Source organism: Sphingobium sp. (genome assembly GCF_035511395.1).
Classification (GTDB): domain Bacteria; phylum Pseudomonadota; class Alphaproteobacteria; order Sphingomonadales; family Sphingomonadaceae; genus Sphingobium.
The window spans coordinates 50,522-66,393 of record NZ_DATKFP010000350.1; the positions used below are offsets into that span (position 1 = coordinate 50,522).

The 15,872-nt window shown below is 64.8% G+C and carries 17 protein-coding genes; 6 read left to right on the top strand and 11 right to left on the bottom strand.

What is annotated here, in order from left to right; all coding sequences use genetic code 11:
* Positions 1–108: 108 nt before the first annotated feature.
* Positions 109–771, bottom strand: a complete 663-nt coding sequence (locus VMR39_RS24025; protein ID WP_325419938.1) for a DUF6891 domain-containing protein — start codon at positions 769–771, stop codon at positions 109–111.
* Between the two features lie 124 nt (positions 772–895).
* Positions 896–1,345 (bottom strand): hypothetical protein, encoded by a 450-nt coding sequence (locus VMR39_RS24030; RefSeq protein ID WP_325419940.1) that lies wholly within the window; start codon positions 1,343–1,345, stop codon positions 896–898.
* Positions 1,346–1,488: 143 nt separating this feature from the next.
* Here VMR39_RS24030 and VMR39_RS24035 point away from each other — a divergent pair, with 143 nt between their 5' ends.
* Both VMR39_RS24035 and VMR39_RS24040 read left to right on the top strand, forming a co-directional pair.
* Positions 1,489–2,010 carry a hypothetical protein gene (locus VMR39_RS24035; RefSeq protein WP_325419942.1) on the top strand — a complete coding sequence of 174 codons (522 nt, stop codon included), beginning with the start codon at positions 1,489–1,491 and terminating at the stop codon, positions 2,008–2,010.
* Between the two features lie 204 nt (positions 2,011–2,214).
* A complete protein-coding gene (locus tag VMR39_RS24040) occupies positions 2,215–4,065 on the top strand; it encodes an ABC transporter ATP-binding protein/permease (protein WP_325419944.1) in 1,851 nt (616 codons plus the stop codon).
* Positions 4,066–4,163: 98 nt separating this feature from the next.
* On the opposite strand, the gene VMR39_RS24045 is transcribed toward VMR39_RS24040, so the two are convergent.
* The 9 genes from VMR39_RS24045 to VMR39_RS24085 form a co-directional block, all read right to left on the bottom strand.
* Positions 4,164–4,565 (bottom strand): hypothetical protein, encoded by a 402-nt coding sequence (locus VMR39_RS24045; protein WP_325419946.1) that lies wholly within the window; start codon positions 4,563–4,565, stop codon positions 4,164–4,166.
* A gap of 92 nt (positions 4,566–4,657) precedes the next feature.
* Positions 4,658–5,221: a hypothetical protein gene (locus VMR39_RS24050; protein ID WP_325419948.1), complete on the bottom strand. Its 564-nt coding sequence runs from the start codon at positions 5,219–5,221 to the stop codon at positions 4,658–4,660.
* 13 nt (positions 5,222–5,234) lie between these two features.
* Positions 5,235–5,789, bottom strand: a complete 555-nt coding sequence (locus VMR39_RS24055; RefSeq protein WP_325419950.1) for a demethoxyubiquinone hydroxylase family protein — start codon at positions 5,787–5,789, stop codon at positions 5,235–5,237.
* On the bottom strand, positions 5,786–6,280 hold the full coding sequence (locus VMR39_RS24060; protein WP_325419952.1) for a disulfide bond formation protein B: 495 nt from the start codon (positions 6,278–6,280) through the stop codon (positions 5,786–5,788). Before VMR39_RS24060 ends, VMR39_RS24055 begins: the two co-directional genes overlap by 4 nt.
* Positions 6,281–6,351: 71 nt before the next feature.
* Positions 6,352–7,704 carry a S41 family peptidase gene (locus VMR39_RS24065; protein WP_325419954.1) on the bottom strand — a complete coding sequence of 451 codons (1,353 nt, stop codon included), beginning with the start codon at positions 7,702–7,704 and terminating at the stop codon, positions 6,352–6,354.
* Positions 7,705–7,921: 217 nt separating this feature from the next.
* The gene (locus tag VMR39_RS24070) at positions 7,922–9,157 is read right to left on the bottom strand and encodes a murein hydrolase activator EnvC family protein (protein WP_325419956.1); all 1,236 of its coding nucleotides are present in this window, start codon (positions 9,155–9,157) and stop codon (positions 7,922–7,924) included.
* A 112-nt stretch (positions 9,158–9,269) separates the two neighbouring features.
* Positions 9,270–9,692: a 23S rRNA (pseudouridine(1915)-N(3))-methyltransferase RlmH gene (locus VMR39_RS24075; protein ID WP_325419958.1), complete on the bottom strand. Its 423-nt coding sequence runs from the start codon at positions 9,690–9,692 to the stop codon at positions 9,270–9,272.
* A 71-nt stretch (positions 9,693–9,763) separates the two neighbouring features.
* Positions 9,764–10,126, bottom strand: a complete 363-nt coding sequence (rsfS, locus tag VMR39_RS24080; protein WP_325420037.1) for a ribosome silencing factor — start codon at positions 10,124–10,126, stop codon at positions 9,764–9,766.
* A 39-nt stretch (positions 10,127–10,165) separates the two neighbouring features.
* Entirely contained in the window at positions 10,166–10,852 is a 687-nt protein-coding gene (locus VMR39_RS24085) for a nicotinate-nucleotide adenylyltransferase (protein WP_414712587.1), read from the bottom strand.
* 435 nt (positions 10,853–11,287) lie between these two features.
* Here VMR39_RS24085 and VMR39_RS24090 point away from each other — a divergent pair, with 435 nt between their 5' ends.
* The 4 genes from VMR39_RS24090 (at position 11,288) to guaA (ending at position 15,758) form a co-directional block, all read left to right on the top strand.
* Complete coding sequence (locus VMR39_RS24090) at positions 11,288–12,118, top strand: 23S rRNA (adenine(2030)-N(6))-methyltransferase RlmJ (protein WP_325419962.1); 831 nt, start codon at positions 11,288–11,290, stop codon at positions 12,116–12,118.
* A 171-nt stretch (positions 12,119–12,289) separates the two neighbouring features.
* Complete coding sequence (locus VMR39_RS24095; RefSeq protein ID WP_084438946.1) at positions 12,290–12,610, top strand: hypothetical protein; 321 nt, start codon at positions 12,290–12,292, stop codon at positions 12,608–12,610.
* Between the two features lie 243 nt (positions 12,611–12,853).
* The gene (locus VMR39_RS24100; protein ID WP_325419965.1) at positions 12,854–14,113 is read left to right on the top strand and encodes a TCR/Tet family MFS transporter; all 1,260 of its coding nucleotides are present in this window, start codon (positions 12,854–12,856) and stop codon (positions 14,111–14,113) included.
* A gap of 85 nt (positions 14,114–14,198) precedes the next feature.
* Entirely contained in the window at positions 14,199–15,758 is a 1,560-nt protein-coding gene (guaA, locus tag VMR39_RS24105; RefSeq protein ID WP_325419967.1) for a glutamine-hydrolyzing GMP synthase, read from the top strand.
* Positions 15,759–15,872: the final 114 nt, after the last annotated feature.

The window sequence follows — 15,872 nt, forward strand, 5'->3', positions numbered from 1 at the left end:
CTGGGTGACGCTTCGGGGACGCTTTGCGGGAGCGTCGAGGCCAAAAAAGCCCGAAGACGGTGTGAACTTCGCCTGCTTGTCGCGCCGTGCCCAAAAACGCAGCGCGCCTTATCCCTCCATCGCCACGACGCTGCGGCGCTTCTTCCAGTCCAGCGCGATGCCGATCCGCTGGCCAAGGCTGCCGTCCCAATCGACGGCCAGCCCATGCGCCTCCAGTTGATCGACGATGCGCTGGCCGATCGCGATCGCGGCCTCATCGCCCTCTTCGCAGGCGCCGTAGTTCAGGCAGAGGCCATGACCCTCGATCGCCGACTCGGTGTCCTGCATGTGGAAGAAGGCATAGCCATCGGCCGGTTCGCCGGCCTTTTGCGCTGCCTCGATCTCGTCCCAGATTTCCGAAGCGCCGCATGTGCCGCAGCAGGTGAAATTCTGCCGCGCGATCACGCCTTCGGCCTCCAGCGCGACGAAGGCGGCATCCAGCCGGTCGCAATCGGTGGCATGGGTCCAGCCCTGTTCGGCCGCGCGATGCTCGGCCATGGCGACGCGCAGGCTGGCCGACGCCTCGCGCCGCAACACGGGCATCGGCAATTCTTCCTCGAACACGTCATGCGCGTTGGTCAGGATGGCGTCCTCGTCATAGAAGCCGCCGACGACGTCGCGGCGCACCTGGACGCGCAGCGCCTCGACCGGGTCGTAGGCGGGTATGTCCTTCTGCGGCTCTGTGGTGGTGGCCCTGGTTCCGAAAATCCGATTCCACAAAGTCCCGAACATGCGCCCGTCTTGCCTCCTGCGCTGCGTCGCCTTTTACCTACCATGCCGCGCGATACGGCAAAGGAAAAGGGGGTAGCGACACAAGCCGTCGTTTCCGGGCGATTTGTCCGGTCAGCCCATCGGATCAGGGCGCGGGTTCCAGCACCACGTCCCAATGATCCTCGGTCACGGCGCCGCGCCTGCCTTCCTCCGCATCGAACGCGGCCTTGTCGGGGAACATCCGTGCCTTGGCCGCCGCCATCGCCGCCTTATAGGCTGCGCCTGCGCCCACGCCGTCCGCGCCATGCTTGTAGACGATGGTGGTACGCACGTCCCATCGCGTGCTGCCGCCCATATGGGTGAAGGGCATTTCGACCGTCACCTGGCTGATATAGCCCTGCCGCATCATCTCGCGCAGCAGCGCCTCATGCTGCTTGTGGTAGACGCGCAGGAACTCGCCCATGCCGCCCCATTTGACGCGATAATAATTCTCGACCTTGAGCGGCCCGTCCGCCGTGACGCCGCCGTCCTGCGCCATTGCGGGGGACAGGGGAAGGAGGGAGAGGAGCAGGGCGGCAGCTATCGGGAAACGCATCGGCGATGGGCCTTTCGGAGCATGGAACGGTCCTTCCATCAGACGATCTGCGCGCGCTTTTCCGCCGCGGCCCCTCCCTCCCACTTGCTTCGCAGGTGCGAAAACCCCACCATATCCATCCCTTGAACCATGAAGGATCGCGCATGGCCCGCCGGTTGCTGTTGACTTCGATGCTGATCGCGCCGCTTGCGCTGGTCGCCTGCACCGGCGGGGAGAAGGCGGACGATCAGGCTGTGACCAATGCTTCCAATGCAGCCGCGCCGGCCAATGCCGCCAATGCGACCGCTTGGGCACCCGCGCCCGACGCCTTTTCCCGCTATGTCGGCCATTATCCCTTCGACAAGGTCGGCGCCTACAGCTGGCATGATGATCCGCTGGTCGTGAAGACAGTGGAAACGACCGTTTCCGACAAGGCGGTGCGCAAATGGGTGCTGGAAGACGCCGGCCCCGCCACCCCCATCGCCATGGTCGGCAGCCGGGTCGCTTCCTGGGCGTGCGAGGCGCATAATTGCGGCCCGCATCAATGGGTAACGCTGGTCGATCCCAGGGATGGCGCGACGGAGGTCTGCTATTTCGACGAGAGCGTGGCTCCCGACAAGACGCGCTGGTTCCGCGACGGCAAGGAGGAGGAACGCCCCGGCAAATGTCCGGAGGTGGAGGGCTGATCCTGTCCTACAGCCTCCATGCCTGCTATGGTCCGCATTAATGCTCGACATTCCGATAGGATCAGGCACGCGTAACAAAATGTCGGGATCTGCGGGAAATATGCGAAGTTAAGCAGGTGGGGATAGGAGACTCGCTGGTTTAGCTCGCCCGCCTTTACGCCGCTGCCATTGGATAAGTGCGCCGAAACGCCTAAATAGGCGCAAATGCCGCCATCCACGCCCGATTCCACGCCGATCCCGCCCATCTGGGCGACCTTCCGGCGCTTCCTGCCCTATCTCTGGCCCGCCGACGCGCCCGCGCTGCGCCGGCGGGTGACGATCGCCATGCTGCTGGTGCTGCTGGCCAAGGCGGTCAGCCTCGCCATGCCCTTCGCCTACAAGGCGGCGGTCGATCGCATGGCGCCGGGCCTCGAACCCGCCGCCGGCCTCGCCATCGCGCTGGTCGTGGCCTATGCCGGCGCGCGTTTCGGCAGCGTGTTGTTCGACAATCTGCGCAACGCCGTCTTCGAAAGCGTGGGGCAGGAGGCGGGCCGCCGCCTGTCGGACGATGTCTTCGTCCATCTCCATCGGCTGTCGCTGCGCTTCCACCTCGACCGCCGCACCGGCGCCGTCACCAAGATCGTGGAGCGCGGCACCAAGAGCATCGACACGATGCTCTATTTCCTGCTGTTCAACATCGCGCCAACCATCATCGAACTGCTCGCGGTCTGCGCCATCTTCTTCGTGAAGTTCGGACCCGGCCTCGTCCTTGCCACGCTCGTCATGGTCGGCGCCTATATCTGGTTCACCCGCGCCGTCACCGAATGGCGCAACCAGCTGCGCCGCGACATGGTGGACATGGACACCAGCGCCGTCGCCCATGCCGTCGACAGCCTCCTGAATTTCGAGACGGTCAAATATTTCGGTGCGGAGGAGCGTGAGGCGAAGCGCTACAGCGCGTCCATGCGCCGCTATGCCAAGGCGGCGGTAAAGTCGGAAAACAGCCTCGCCTGGCTCAATATCGGCCAGTCGCTGATCACCAACCTGATGATGGCGGGGGCCATGGGCTATACCGTCTGGGGCTGGAGCCGGGGCCAGTTCACCACCGGCGACGTGGTGCTGGTGAACACCCTCCTGTCCCAGCTGTTCCGCCCGCTCGACCTGCTCGGCATGGTCTATCGCACCATCCGGCAGGGGCTGATCGACATGGAGGCGATGTACCAGCTGATCGACACCCGCACCGAGGTGGCCGACGCGCCGAACGCGCCCGCGCTCCATGTCGCGGGTGGCGAAGTGAGTTTCGACCATGTCCGCTTCGGTTATGATCCGGAGCGGGAGATCCTCCATGGCGTCAGCTTCACCGTACCGGCGGGCAGGACGCTGGCGATCGTCGGCCCATCTGGCGCGGGCAAATCGACCATCGCCCGCATCCTCTTCCGCTTCTACGACATTCAGGGCGGCCGGGTGACGATCGACGGGCAGGATATAGCCGGCGTCGCCCAGCACTCGCTGCGCGCCGCGATCGGCATCGTGCCGCAGGACATGGTGCTGTTCAACGACACGGTCGGCTATAATATCGGCTATGGCCGCGAAGGCGCGAGCCAGGTGGAGATCGAGGCGGCGGCGAAGGCAGCGTCGATCCACGACTTCATCATGGGCCTTCCCAAAGGCTATGATACGCGCGTCGGCGAACGCGGGCTGAAACTGTCAGGCGGTGAGAAACAGCGCGTCGCCATCGCCCGCACGCTGCTGAAAGACCCGCCCGTGCTGGTGCTGGACGAAGCGACCAGCGCGCTCGACAGCCGCACCGAAACCGAAATCCAGACCGTGCTGCGCGACATCAGCCGCAAGCGCACGACGCTGGTCGTGGCGCACCGCCTCTCGACCGTGGTCGACGCTGACGAGATCATCGTGCTGGATCAGGGCCGCATCGTCGAGCGCGGCCGTCATGCCGATCTGGTTCGCGCCGATGGCCTCTACGCCATCATGTGGGCGCGTCAGGCGGCCGAGCGGGACGTCGCCCCCACAGAACCGGGCATCGACGATGTCTTCGAGGTGATGCGGCCGCTTTCTTAGAGCATGGTGCGCAAAAGTGGGAACCGGTTTGCGCTTAGAACGATGCGAAAACAAAAAGCTAGAGCGCGCGACCTGCGTCTGATTTAACGCAGCGCGCTCTAAGGCGTACCCGTGCTTTCCTGCATCCGCCGCTCGGCGAACCATTGCGACAGCATCTGCGCGGTACAGCCGGTAAAGCCGCCCGCGCCGTTGACCGAGCAGCTGTTGGGCAGGTTCTGCCGCTGCGTCGCCTCCATCGTCGCGACCTGGCTGCCCCAACCGGGGCCGCCGGCGGGTTCCGGCTTCTCGCGCAGCTTCTTGGGAATGCGATAGCGTTCGGATTCCGGCCGCCGGGCGCAAACGACGATCTCGTCGCCCTTGCCCTGGGGACAGGGATCGTCGCCATAGACGAGCAGGTTGATGGTCCGCTCCGGCGGCGGCGCCGGCTGCGCCATCACCGGGGCTGGAAGCAGGGCGACCAGCGAAAGAGCGAACAAGGGAAATGCGCCAAGACGTGGCATAGAAACTGGTCCTTCATTCCCCTGTGGTGAAAGTCGCGAGCGCCCCAACTCCCGGCTATGTGGATAAGGACGGCACGCGGCCGCCCCATCCGTCAATTTTGCGGCGGTGTTGTCGTGTCCTGCGGCGTCGGCTGCTGCTTGGCCTTGGCTTCCGCTTCTTCCTCCGCCTTCACCCGTGCCTCGATCGCCTTGCTGTCGGCATCAATGGTCGACAGGCGCTTCTCACGCTCCGCCGCGACCAGATCCTTCCAGCTGGCATTGTCCGCCTGCTGCCGCTCGGCCTTGGCGAGGCGGGCCAACTGCGCGAAGCAGCCGGTCGCGCCGCCCGCGCCCGATGGCGAGCAGCTTTCCGTGCCCGACCGACCGACATATTCCATCGACCGTACCCGCTCGCCCCAGGCCTGATTGCTCGGCTTGTTGGGATCGCCGCGCAACGGCTCGGGAATGCGATAGCGTTCCTCCTCGCCCTTGCGTGCGCAAACCACGATGTCATCGCCGCCGCTCTGCGGACAGCTGTCGTCGCCATAGACGATGACGATATTGACCTTCTCCGTGCCGCTGCTGGTCGCGGCGTTGGGCGTGCTGTCCTGCTGCGCCAGCGCCGGGACGGCGGCGCCCGTCAGGGCGAGGGCGGCGATCCATAGTCTTGTCTTCATCGGTCCGTCCTTATCAGATGCGCTTGGAAAGCGCGATGGCGGCGCGGCATCCCAGCCGGATCGCGCCGGACAGGAGCGGGTAGGCGGGCGCCTGTTCCGCGCCATGAGCGAAGGCGGTGTCGCGATGCTCGGCCTCCTCCGCCTGAAAATCCGCAATGGCGGTGGAGAGTTCCGGATCTTCATTGCCCAGCGCTTCCAGCTGGTCGGCATAATGTTTGTCGATCTCGGTCTCGACTGCCGCGGTGCAGGCCATGGCGGCCTTCGGTCCCATGGCGGCGGTCACGGCGCCAAGGGCAAAGCCCGCGACATTCCAGAAGGGCGCCAGGATGGTCGGGCGCACGCCGCGCCGCGCGATCATCGCGTCGAAGGCGTCGCGATGCCGTTCCTCCTGCGCCGCCATGCCCGCGATCAGCCGGCCATAGGGATGGCGGTCGCCCATCACCGCCAGCTGCCCGGCATAGATGCGCACCGCGCCGAACTCACCGGCCTGGTCGACCCGCACCATGGAGGCGCGATCGGCGTCGGTCAGTCGCTTGCCCGGCCGGGGGAAATCCTCAGGAGCGCTCATGCCTTCCTCGCTTTCAACAGCAGGGCCAAGATGGCGAGCGCGGCGGCACTGGACAAGAGGCCGTTATAGCCAGCCATGGAAATGCCGAACATGTGCCAGGGGGCTACGTCGCAACGCGTGATCGGGCTGGCCATGATCTGGTTCAGCAGATCGGTCGCGCTGCCGCCCGCGGGCGAGGTGGAGCAGGTGGTCAGGCCTTCCCACCAGCCATATTCGACCCCGGCATGGAACAGGCCGATAAGGCCGCTGACCCCGACGGCAATGCCAGCGAACCCGGCGAACAGGCCGCTGATGCACGCCCGGCCGCGCACGCCAAAGGCAATCAGCGCCAACGGGATCGCCGCGAAATGGGCATAACGCTGCCACCAGCACATTTCGCACGGATGCAGCCCGCCGAAATATTGGAAGGCATAGGCGCCGGCGAGCATGGCGATCGGTGCGAGCAGCGCGAGGACGCGAGCCTTGGCGAGGGACGGGGACAGGCTGTTCATCATGCCCGCTTAAACCCTCGCCATGCTTTCGTCATGCTGAACTTGCAGGGACTTAACGCCCTGCCGGGAGATTATTTCGCCCCCGGCTTGCGCGCCGCCACCTGCGTCTGGGCGATCGTCGCGCCGGGCGTCCCGGCCAGACGCGAAATCGTCTTGAGCGCATAGTCGAGCTGGAAATCCTCCACGCCCTTCTTCTTCAACTCCTCGGCCGACATGGCGAAGCGCGGATCGTCCTTGGCATCCTCTTCCAGCGCCTTGTCGTCGGTCTTGATCTCGTTGATCAGGTGACGGCGCAGGTCGCTTTCGCGGAACTTCGGCCGGTTCTTGTAATCCGGGTCGGACAGTTGTGGCACGCGGATGTCGGGCTGGATACCGCCTTCCTGCACGCTGCGGCCCGACGGCGTGTAATAGCGCGCGGTCGTCAGCTTCAGCGCCGTGGTGTTGCTGAGCGGCAGCATCGTCTGGACGCTGCCCTTGCCGAAGCTGCGCTCGCCCATCACCAGCGCACGATGCTGGTCCTGCAACGCGCCCGCGACGATCTCCGATGCCGACGCAGACCCCGCATCGACCAGCACGATTACCGGCAGACCCTTCGCATCGTCGCCCGGCTTGGCGTAGTAACGCTCGACATCGCCCTTGGCCCGGCCGCGCTGCGACACGATCTCGCCCCGTTCCAGGAAGCTGTCGCTGACGCTCACCGCCTCGTCCAGCAGGCCACCGGGGTTGGAGCGCAGGTCGAGGATATAGCCGGTGGGCTTGTGGCCCAGGCTCTTGTCGATGCTGCGGATCGCCGACCGCACGTCCGCCCCGGTATTGGCCGAGAAGCTGACGATGTTGATGACGCCGATATTGTTCTTCACTTCCCATTTGACGGGCTTGAGCTGAATGATCTCACGCGTCAGGGTGAGTTCGATCGGCTTGTCGCGACCGGCGCGGACCAGCGTCAGCTTCAGCGACGTGCCCGGTGCGCCGCGCATCTTGTCCACCGCCTCATCGAGCGTGCCGCCATAGATCAGTTGCCCGTCGATATGGGTGATGTAGTCGCCGGCCTTGATCCCCGCGCGCCAGGCTGGGGTATCCTGCGTCGGCGCGATCACCTTGACCGCACCATCCTCCTGCGTGACCGACAGGCCAAGGCCGCCATAGCTACCCTCGGTCTGGGTGCGCAGATTCTGGAAATCGCGCGCGTCGAGGAAGCTCGAATGCGGGTCGAGACTGGCCAGCATCCCGTCGATCGCGCCCTTGATCAGCTTTTCGTCGTCGACCTTTTCCACATAGTCGCTGCGGACTTTCTGGAACACGTCCATGAATTCATCGAGCGCCTTGTAGCTCGATGCCTCCCCATCGGCGAGCGCGGCAGTAGTGGCAGGAATGAGCGCAAGCGCCCCGAGCGCAACCGCGCCCTGGAGGAAGGTGGATTTCATGGCTGTCCTTGGAGTCCGCATCAATGCCCCGATATACGCCGATTCGCGGCCCAACGCAAAAGCGCGCTTCGACCAATGTCGCTGAGCAACGATGAGCGTCGGGTGAATGGCCGGAGGCTGTTGGCCCATGTCCGTTCGTTTCGCGCGAAGTCGAGAAACGCACCCGCCACGTTGACCACTTCTCGATGCGCTCGAAGCGAACGGAACAGGGGGCTCCTCAGCCCAGCCCCACGAGTGGCACGATATCCACCGGCCGGCCGTTGCGGCGCAGTTCCACGGTGATGTTGGGCCGTTCCGCGCCGGTGATGCCGACCGGGTCGCCCTGCCGTACGCTGTCGCCGACCTGCGCGGTCACGCGGTGCAGGCCGGTGATGAGCGTAGTCCAGCCCTGCCCATGGTCAATGATCAGGATCTGGCCATAGTCGCGATAGGGGCCGGCGAAAGCGACGCGGCCGGCTGTCGGCGCGATCGCCTGCGCGCCGGGTTGCGTCACAAGGGTCAGCCCGCGCGACCGCACACCACTGTCATTGACCTCGCCCATGCCGGTGACGAGCTGACCGATCACCGGCAGGCGATAGGGCGGCGGGCCATTGGTGGCGGCTTCGCGTTCGGGGGCGGGTGCGCCCGTCCGGTCGGGGCGGGCAGGGCGGAGTAGGGGGCCGGACAGGGCGGCCAGCCGCTCGCGCAGGTCGCCCGCTTCCTCCAGCCGGTCCATCAGGTCGACTATGTCGCGCGCCCGCTCGCCGAGCGCTAGCGCGCGCTCGCCTTCCAGTCCCGCATTGGCGCGATAGTCGCGCGCGGCGACGCGCTTCTGCGCCTCCAATGTGGCGAGCGCGGCCTGCTGCTGCCTGCGGTCGCCCTGCGCCTGGGTCAGGGCGTCGGCCGCCTGCTGGGCGGTCGCGCGCAGCTTGCGGCTCTGCTCCAGTTCGGCGCGCAGACCGGCGGTACGTTGCTGGATCACCGGCAATATCTGCCCCAGCACGGCGCGCATATGGACGGCGTCGCTCACCGATCCGGGCTGCACCAGCGCGAGCGTCAACGGCCGCCGCGCCATCATCTGGAGCGCGGCGGTCAGGCGCACGACCGGCTCCTGTTTGGCGGCAAGGCGCTCGGCCTGTGCGCGCTGCATCCGGTTGATGATGGCGATACGGGCCTGCGCCGCCTGGATATCCGCTTCCGCCTGCTGAATGCGCGCGGCGACGGCGGCGGCGCGGCGGCGGGCCTGTTCGGCCGCGTCGCGGGCGGCGCTCGCCTGCTGCTCCAGCCGGGCGGAACGGTCGCGCGCCTCGTCCGACTGGCGGCGGGCATTCTTCAGCGCCTGCTGCTCCTGCGCCAGCGTCGTGCCCGCCGTACCCGACAGGATGATCGCGTCGCCGTCCGCAGCCGGCAGGCGCGTGGCCGCAAGGGCCATCAGCCCCGCCAGTCCGCCTGCAATGAGGATGGTGCGCTTCAACCGATGCCCCGCTTCATTTGCCCCTGACTAGGCATAACCGCAGTGTGTGTCGAGCATGGTCGAAGGGTGGTGCGAAAGCTTCTCGACAGGCTCGAAGCGAACGGATCAGGGGTCAGCCTTCGCGATGATAGGGGTGGTTCGAAAGGATCGAGCAGGCGCGCCACAACTGCTCGGCCAGCATCGCGCGAGCCATCATGTGGGGCCAGGTCATCGCGCCGAAGGCGATCAGCAGGTCGGCATTGGCCCGCTCGGCATCGTCGAAGCCGTCCGCCGCGCCGATCAGGAAACGGCATTCGCGCGTGCCCGCATCGCGCCAGCCCTCGATCCGGCGGGCAAAGTCCATCGATCCGAGCTGCCTGCCCTTTTCATCCAGCATGACCGTGACGGTGCCGGGGCCGATCGGCGGCACTTTGCCGCCGCGATCGGGCATCTCGGTGATCTTGTGCGGCATGGTCAGCCGCTTGACATAGCGGTCGACCAGATCGCCTTCTGGGGAACGCCCGATCTTTCCGCGCGCGATGATGTGGAGGAGCATGGCTCCCCTCTAACCTCTCATCGCGCGTCTGTCGAAGGGGCACGTCCCCTCCGCGTCCTAACAGGCCCGGTTCAGGCGTTGCCCGCGACCGGCGCGTCGACGAAGCCCCACATCCGTTCCAGATTATAGAAGCTGCGCACTTCCGGCTTGAACAGGTGGACGATCACGTCGCCGGCATCGATCAGCACCCAGTCGGCGACCGGAAGGCCCTCGACCCGCGCGGAGCGGCCCGTTTCCTTCTTGATCCTCTCGGCAAGGTGCTGGGCCATCGCCGCAACCTGGCGCGACGAACGGCCGCTCGCGATCACCATGTGATCGGCGATGCTGCTCTTGCCTTCCAGGGGGATGGAGATGGTTTCCTGCGCCTGGTCGTCGTCGAGCGACTGCATGACAAGGGCGTGCAGGGCGGCCACGGTATCGGCATCGGGGGCCATATCGTTGGCAGGGGCGAGGTTAGTCAATTAAACTCCAATCTAGACGATCAACCGGCGCGTGAGCGGATCGCGCACACACGTTGCTTCATATTCGCGATGCCAGAGGGGGTCCGCCTGCCGCAGCAGGGTCGCCGATCTTGGATCAGGGCGAAAGCGCAATAGCACGAGCGCCGGTGGTCTCCAATTCGTCCAGTCTGCACTCTGGCGCGCGGACCGGACGAAGCGCCGCAGCCAGGCCATGGCCGTAGAGCCACGGGCAGCGTCATCATAGCCGGGACGGGCGATTACGGCAATGGGCATCTGTCGCGCAATGCCGCGCCAGTCCCTCCATTGGGCGAATTGCGCCAGATTGTCGGCGCCCATCAGCCAGACGAAGTCGTTTCGCGGATAACGCCGGACGAGCGCGCGGAGCGTGTCCACGGTATAGCGGGTGCGCAATTGCCGCTCGATCGCGGTGGCGCGAATCGGGGCGCGACGGGCGACTTTCCGGGCATGGGCGAGGCGGGTGGGGAGCGGTGCCATCCCCTTGGCGGGCTTCAATGGATTACCGGGCGAGACCAGCCACCAGATCTCATCCAGACCCAGCGCTTGCCTGGCAAACAGGGAAATGGCGCGATGCCCTCCATGTGCGGGATTGAAGGAGCCGCCAAGCAGGCCGATGCGAGTCATGGCATCGCCATGCCAGCGAGGCGGCGAAGTGGCAAGGAGTGGGAAATGGCTCGTCAATACATGGCGGAAAGAGGGGCGGAAGCGAAATAACGTTCTTCTTGCCGTCATCCCTGCGGAGGCGGGAGTCCATTTCCCCAGCCTTGTGCTTGGGGTGAGGTTAGCAGATGGGTTCCCGCGTTGGCCTGCGGCCGCCTTTCGGGGCGCGAGAATGGCGAAAAGGGTGGCGAGGCGACTAGCTGCCTTCAGTGAGACAAGCGGCAATACCTGGCACTGAGTGGTGAAAAATCACTTGGCAATATACGCGCGACGACCGACCGACAGCCAACCGCCACTTGCAATCAATACCCATGCCACAACCAGATGGACAGCTATCTGTTTCTACTGGCCAGCAAGCTGCCGTTGCGCAATCGGTCAATAGCGGCGCGGCCATAGCTTCGCTTTGCAGAACGTCCAGCACCTCGTAAAGGCAGATCGTCAGGATTTTGAATCACAATGAATTATCGCCATTCCTTCCATGCTGGCAATAGCGCCGATGTCGTAAAGCACAGCCTTTTGATCGCCTTGGTGCAGGCCTTGCAACACAAGCCGGGCCCGCTGACTCTGATCGACACCCATGCCGGCTGCGGGCTGTACGACCTTGGCGGCGACGAAGCCCAACGTACCGGCGAAGCCACGCAAGGCGTGCTACGGGCCTTTGCGGACCCGAACCCGTTGCTGGACGACTACCGCGCCACCGTGCAGGCGGTGAATGTGGGTGGCGAACCGCGCCTTTACCCCGGCTCGCCGCAGATTCTGGCGCAGCTTTTGCGTCCGCAGGACGTCCTGATCCTCAACGAAAAGCACCCGGAAGACGCTTACACACTGCGCGGCGTGATGCGGGGCACAAGCGCGGCCGTGCATGAACGCGACGCTTACGAACTTTGGCTGGCTATGGTGCCGCCCCGCACCGCGCGCGGCGTGGTGGTGGTGGACCCGCCCTACGAGCAGACGGACGAACGCGCGCGCATCACCGCCACCCTCGCCGCCGCTCACCGCAAATGGGCGCATGGCGTGACGGTGATCTGGTTTCCGCTGAAAGACCGCGGCACCCATTGGCAGTGGACGCAGAAGTTACGCAAGCTTGGCATCCCGAAATTTCTGCGGGTCGAGCATTGGCTATATGATAGCGAGCAACCCGACATCTATAACGGCGCGGGTCTCTTCATTATCAATCCGCCCTATGCTTTCACGCAGACCCTGCCGCCAATGTTGGAAGCATTGCGCGCGGCGTTAGCGCCCGAAGGGCATAAGGGCGAGATCATATCCGATTGGTTGGGCGATTAAGATAAACCCTCCCCCCCTTTTCCCAGAAGGGGGATTGCCGCGCTTAGCCTGTGCGGCGTTGGTGACGGACTCAATCATATGTCTGTTCGCACGGTATGGCGACTGAGGACGTCGAGAAAAGCCTGCGATACCATGGATGGAGTATCGCTGCTGACATGCTAAGGGGATGACATGTTTCAAGCACCCGGCCGCAGCGGCACTGTCGAGATCGACGGTTTCAAATATGATTGGGAACTCCTGAGCGAGCCTCAATTATCCTCTTCCGATGGCTGGAAGGGCATGACCGTCTCTCTGCGCCAGAGAGACATGCCGCGCCAAGCCGTGCTGGAATTTCCGGCACCCAAGCGCCTGATGAGAGGATTGCCGAAAGGACGTTTGCACATCAACGATGCGATTGCTTCGCGAGGCGTGCGGGCTGCATTATCGGCAGGATGGGAACCTGCATCGCGAGGCAAACCCACGGTTTTCATGGTCGATGCCAACGGTGACTAAGGGGGCGTAAATCGGACAACCCCGTCATCGCATATATACATGGAGTCGGGGGGGGCATCGTGCCATTCGTCCGCTCATGCACCAACTTCTGGTCGTTCCCGGACCAGCCTCCTGACACTATCGCGAAGGCCGATTCCGCCTGCAAATCCAACGTACTTCCAATGCAGGATTTTTCCTGATCTATTTTCCGCCGCAATCGGCCGAAAATGGCCAACGACAGTGTGAACTTCGGTGGCGTGACCCTTGGCAACCCCTTCCTGTCGCGATAGCCCCGCCGCCATGACCGCCGCCGCTTCCCCCCGTCGTACCGCCGCGATCCTCTTCATCCTGATCACGGCGCTGCTCGACGTCATGTCGATGGGAATCGTCATCCCGGTGCTGCCCCAGTTGATAGAAACCCTGTCCGGCTCCGATGCGGCGGCGGGCATGTGGAACGGGCTGTTTGTCGCGCTTTGGGCGGGGATGCAGTTCCTCTGTTCGCCGATCATCGGTTCCCTCTCCGACCGGTTCGGGCGGCAGCCGGTGATCCTGATCTCGGTCGCTGGGCTGGCGCTCGATTATGTGCTGATGGCGCTGGCCCCCAATCTCTGGTGGCTGGCGCTCGGCCGCATCCTGGCCGGCATCACCTCGTCCAGCTTTACCTCGACCTTCGCCTATATGGCCGACATCACCCCGCCGGAGGGGCGGGCAAAAGGCTATGGTCTGATCGGCGCGGCCTTCAGCGCCGGCTTCGTCGCCGGGCCGTTGATCGGTGGCCTGCTGGGGGAGATTTCGCACCGCGCGCCCTTCTGGGCGGCCGCCGCACTCTCTGGCCTGGCCTTCCTTTATGGTTTCTTCGTGCTGCCCGAATCCCTCGCGCCGGAAAAGCGCATGGCGTTCAGCTGGCGGCGCGCCAATCCGTTCGGCGCGCTCCGGCTGCTGCGGTCGCATCCTGAACTGTCCAGCCTCGCGGTGGTGAATTTCCTCCTCTATTTCGCCCATCACCTCTTCTCCGCCGTGTTCGTGCTCTATGCCGGCGACCGCTATGGCTGGGGGGCATGGCAGGTCGGCACGCTGCTGGCGCTCGTCGGCCTGATGGACATGGGGGTGCAGGGACTGCTGGTGGGGCCAGTGGTGAAGCGGCTGGGCGACCGCACCACCATGGTCGTCGGTCTCGCCTTCGGTGCGCTGGGCGTCGCGGCGATGGGTCTTGCGCCCACTGGCTGGCTGTTCGTCGCCGCCATGTTCCCCAACGCGCTCTGGGGGCTGGCCATGCCGACCATCCAGTCGCTGATGACCCGGCATGTGTCGGAATCCGAGCAGGGCCAACTCCAGGGCGCGAACAACAGCGTCGGCGCGATCGCGGGCATCGTCTCGCCGCTTTTTTTCGGCGCAGTCTATTCGCTCTCGGTCGGGGTCAGGCCGACCCTGCCCTTCATCGGCAGCGCCTTCGTCATCGCCGCTCTCATCCTTGCCGGCGGCGCGCTGATGGGCTGGCGCGCGGGGCGCCAATTCCAGTCATAGCCATTCACGGCTTAGCTGGACATATGGGGACGCTGCGACTAACCGGGCGCGAATCCCTTCCACCGCTCGACATAAAGGCGATTCGATGACGCTGCCCCTTCAGGATAACATCCTAATCGTGGATTTCGGCAGCCAGGTGACGCAGCTCATCGCCCGCCGCGTCCGCGAAGCCGGCGTCTATTCCGAGATCGCTCCCTTCAACACTGCCGCCGAAGCCTTCGAACGGCTGAAGCCCAGGGGCATCATCCTTTCGGGCGGCCCTTCGTCGGTGATGTGGGAAAACAGCCCGCGCGCGCCGCAGGCCTTTTTCGACGCTGGCATCCCGATCCTGGGCATCTGCTATGGCCAGCAGACGATGATGCAGCAGCTGGGCGGCAATGTCGAAGGCGGCGAAAGCGGCGAATTCGGCCGCGCCTTCATCGAAGTGAAGCAGGGCTGCGCCTTGTTCGACGGCCTGTGGACGCAAGGTGAAAAGCATCAGGTCTGGATGAGCCATGGCGACAAGGTGACGCAGCTCGCGCCGGGCTTCGAGGTCGTCGCGACCAGCGAGGGTGCGCCCTATGCCGTCACCGCGAACGAGGACAAGCGCTTCTACGCCACGCAATTCCATCCCGAAGTCGTCCACACCCCGGACGGCGCCAAACTGCTTGCCAATTTCGTCCGCCATGTCTGCGGCCTCGCCGGTGACTGGACCATGGCCGAGTTCCGCGCGACCAAGATCGCGGAAATCCGCGAACAGGTCGGCGAAGGCCGGGTCATCTGCGGCCTGTCCGGCGGCGTCGACAGCGCCGTGGCCGCCGTCCTGATCCACGAAGCGATCGGCGACCAGCTGACTTGCGTGTTCGTCGACCATGGCCTGATGCGCCTGGGCGAAGCCGAGCAGGTGGTCAGCCTGTTCCGCGAACATTATGGCATCAAGCTGGTCCATGTGAACGCGGAGGAACGTTTCCTCGGCGGCCTCGCCGGCCTCACCGACCCGGAAAAGAAGCGCAAGTTCATCGGCGGCGAATTCATCGCCGTGTTCGAGGAGGAAGCCGCGAAGATCGGCGGCGCCGACTATCTGGCGCAGGGCACCCTTTATCCCGACGTGATCGAATCGGTCTCCTTCACCGGCGGTCCCTCGGTCACGATCAAGTCCCACCATAATGTCGGCGGCCTGCCCGAACGCATGAACATGAAGCTGGTCGAGCCGCTGCGCGAGCTGTTCAAGGACGAAGTCCGCGTACTCGGCAAGGAACTGGGCCTTCCCGACATCTTCGTCGGTCGCCATCCTTTCCCCGGCCCCGGCCTTGCCATCCGCATCCCCGGCGAAGTGACCAAGGAACGCTGCGACATTCTGCGCAAGGCGGACTTCATCTATCTGGAGGAAATCCGCAACGCGGGCCTTTACGATGCGATCTGGCAGGCCTTCGCCGTGCTGCTGCCTGTCCGCACCGTTGGCGTGATGGGCGACCACCGCACCTATGACAGCGTGTGCGCCGTGCGCGCTGTCACCTCGACAGACGGCATGACCGCCGACATCTACCCCTTCGACGCCGCCTTCCTGAGCCGCGTCGCGACCCGCATCATCAACGAGGTCAAAGGCATCAACCGCGTGGTTTACGATTATACCTCGAAGCCGCCGGGCACAATCGAGTGGGAATGATTCTGAGCCCTCTAGAGGTGCTCAAAACTACACCAGAGCAGACACTAAGTATCTGATAAAAAATAATTTTCTTCCAGACACATTCGACGACAATCGGTGGGAAGGCTTCGCGTC

Coding starts and splice junctions, on each gene's coding strand:
- VMR39_RS24030 (WP_325419940.1), bottom strand. CDS start 1,345: ATGCGTTTCCCGATAGCTGCCGCCCTGCTCCTCTCCCTCCTTCCCCTG.
- VMR39_RS24050 (WP_325419948.1), bottom strand. CDS start 5,221: ATGAAGACAAGACTATGGATCGCCGCCCTCGCCCTGACGGGCGCCGCC.
- VMR39_RS24060 (WP_325419952.1), bottom strand. CDS start 6,280: ATGAACAGCCTGTCCCCGTCCCTCGCCAAGGCTCGCGTCCTCGCGCTG.
- VMR39_RS24090 (WP_325419962.1), top strand. CDS start 11,288: ATGAATTATCGCCATTCCTTCCATGCTGGCAATAGCGCCGATGTCGTA.
- VMR39_RS24040 (WP_325419944.1), top strand. CDS start 2,215: ATGCCGCCATCCACGCCCGATTCCACGCCGATCCCGCCCATCTGGGCG.
- VMR39_RS24045 (WP_325419946.1), bottom strand. CDS start 4,565: ATGCCACGTCTTGGCGCATTTCCCTTGTTCGCTCTTTCGCTGGTCGCC.
- VMR39_RS24025 (WP_325419938.1), bottom strand. CDS start 771: ATGTTCGGGACTTTGTGGAATCGGATTTTCGGAACCAGGGCCACCACC.
- VMR39_RS24065 (WP_325419954.1), bottom strand. CDS start 7,704: ATGAAATCCACCTTCCTCCAGGGCGCGGTTGCGCTCGGGGCGCTTGCG.
- guaA (WP_325419967.1), top strand. CDS start 14,199: ATGACGCTGCCCCTTCAGGATAACATCCTAATCGTGGATTTCGGCAGC.
- VMR39_RS24035 (WP_325419942.1), top strand. CDS start 1,489: ATGGCCCGCCGGTTGCTGTTGACTTCGATGCTGATCGCGCCGCTTGCG.
- rsfS (WP_325420037.1), bottom strand. CDS start 10,126: ATGGCCCCCGATGCCGATACCGTGGCCGCCCTGCACGCCCTTGTCATG.
- VMR39_RS24055 (WP_325419950.1), bottom strand. CDS start 5,789: ATGAGCGCTCCTGAGGATTTCCCCCGGCCGGGCAAGCGACTGACCGAC.
- VMR39_RS24075 (WP_325419958.1), bottom strand. CDS start 9,692: ATGCTCCTCCACATCATCGCGCGCGGAAAGATCGGGCGTTCCCCAGAA.
- VMR39_RS24095 (WP_084438946.1), top strand. CDS start 12,290: ATGTTTCAAGCACCCGGCCGCAGCGGCACTGTCGAGATCGACGGTTTC.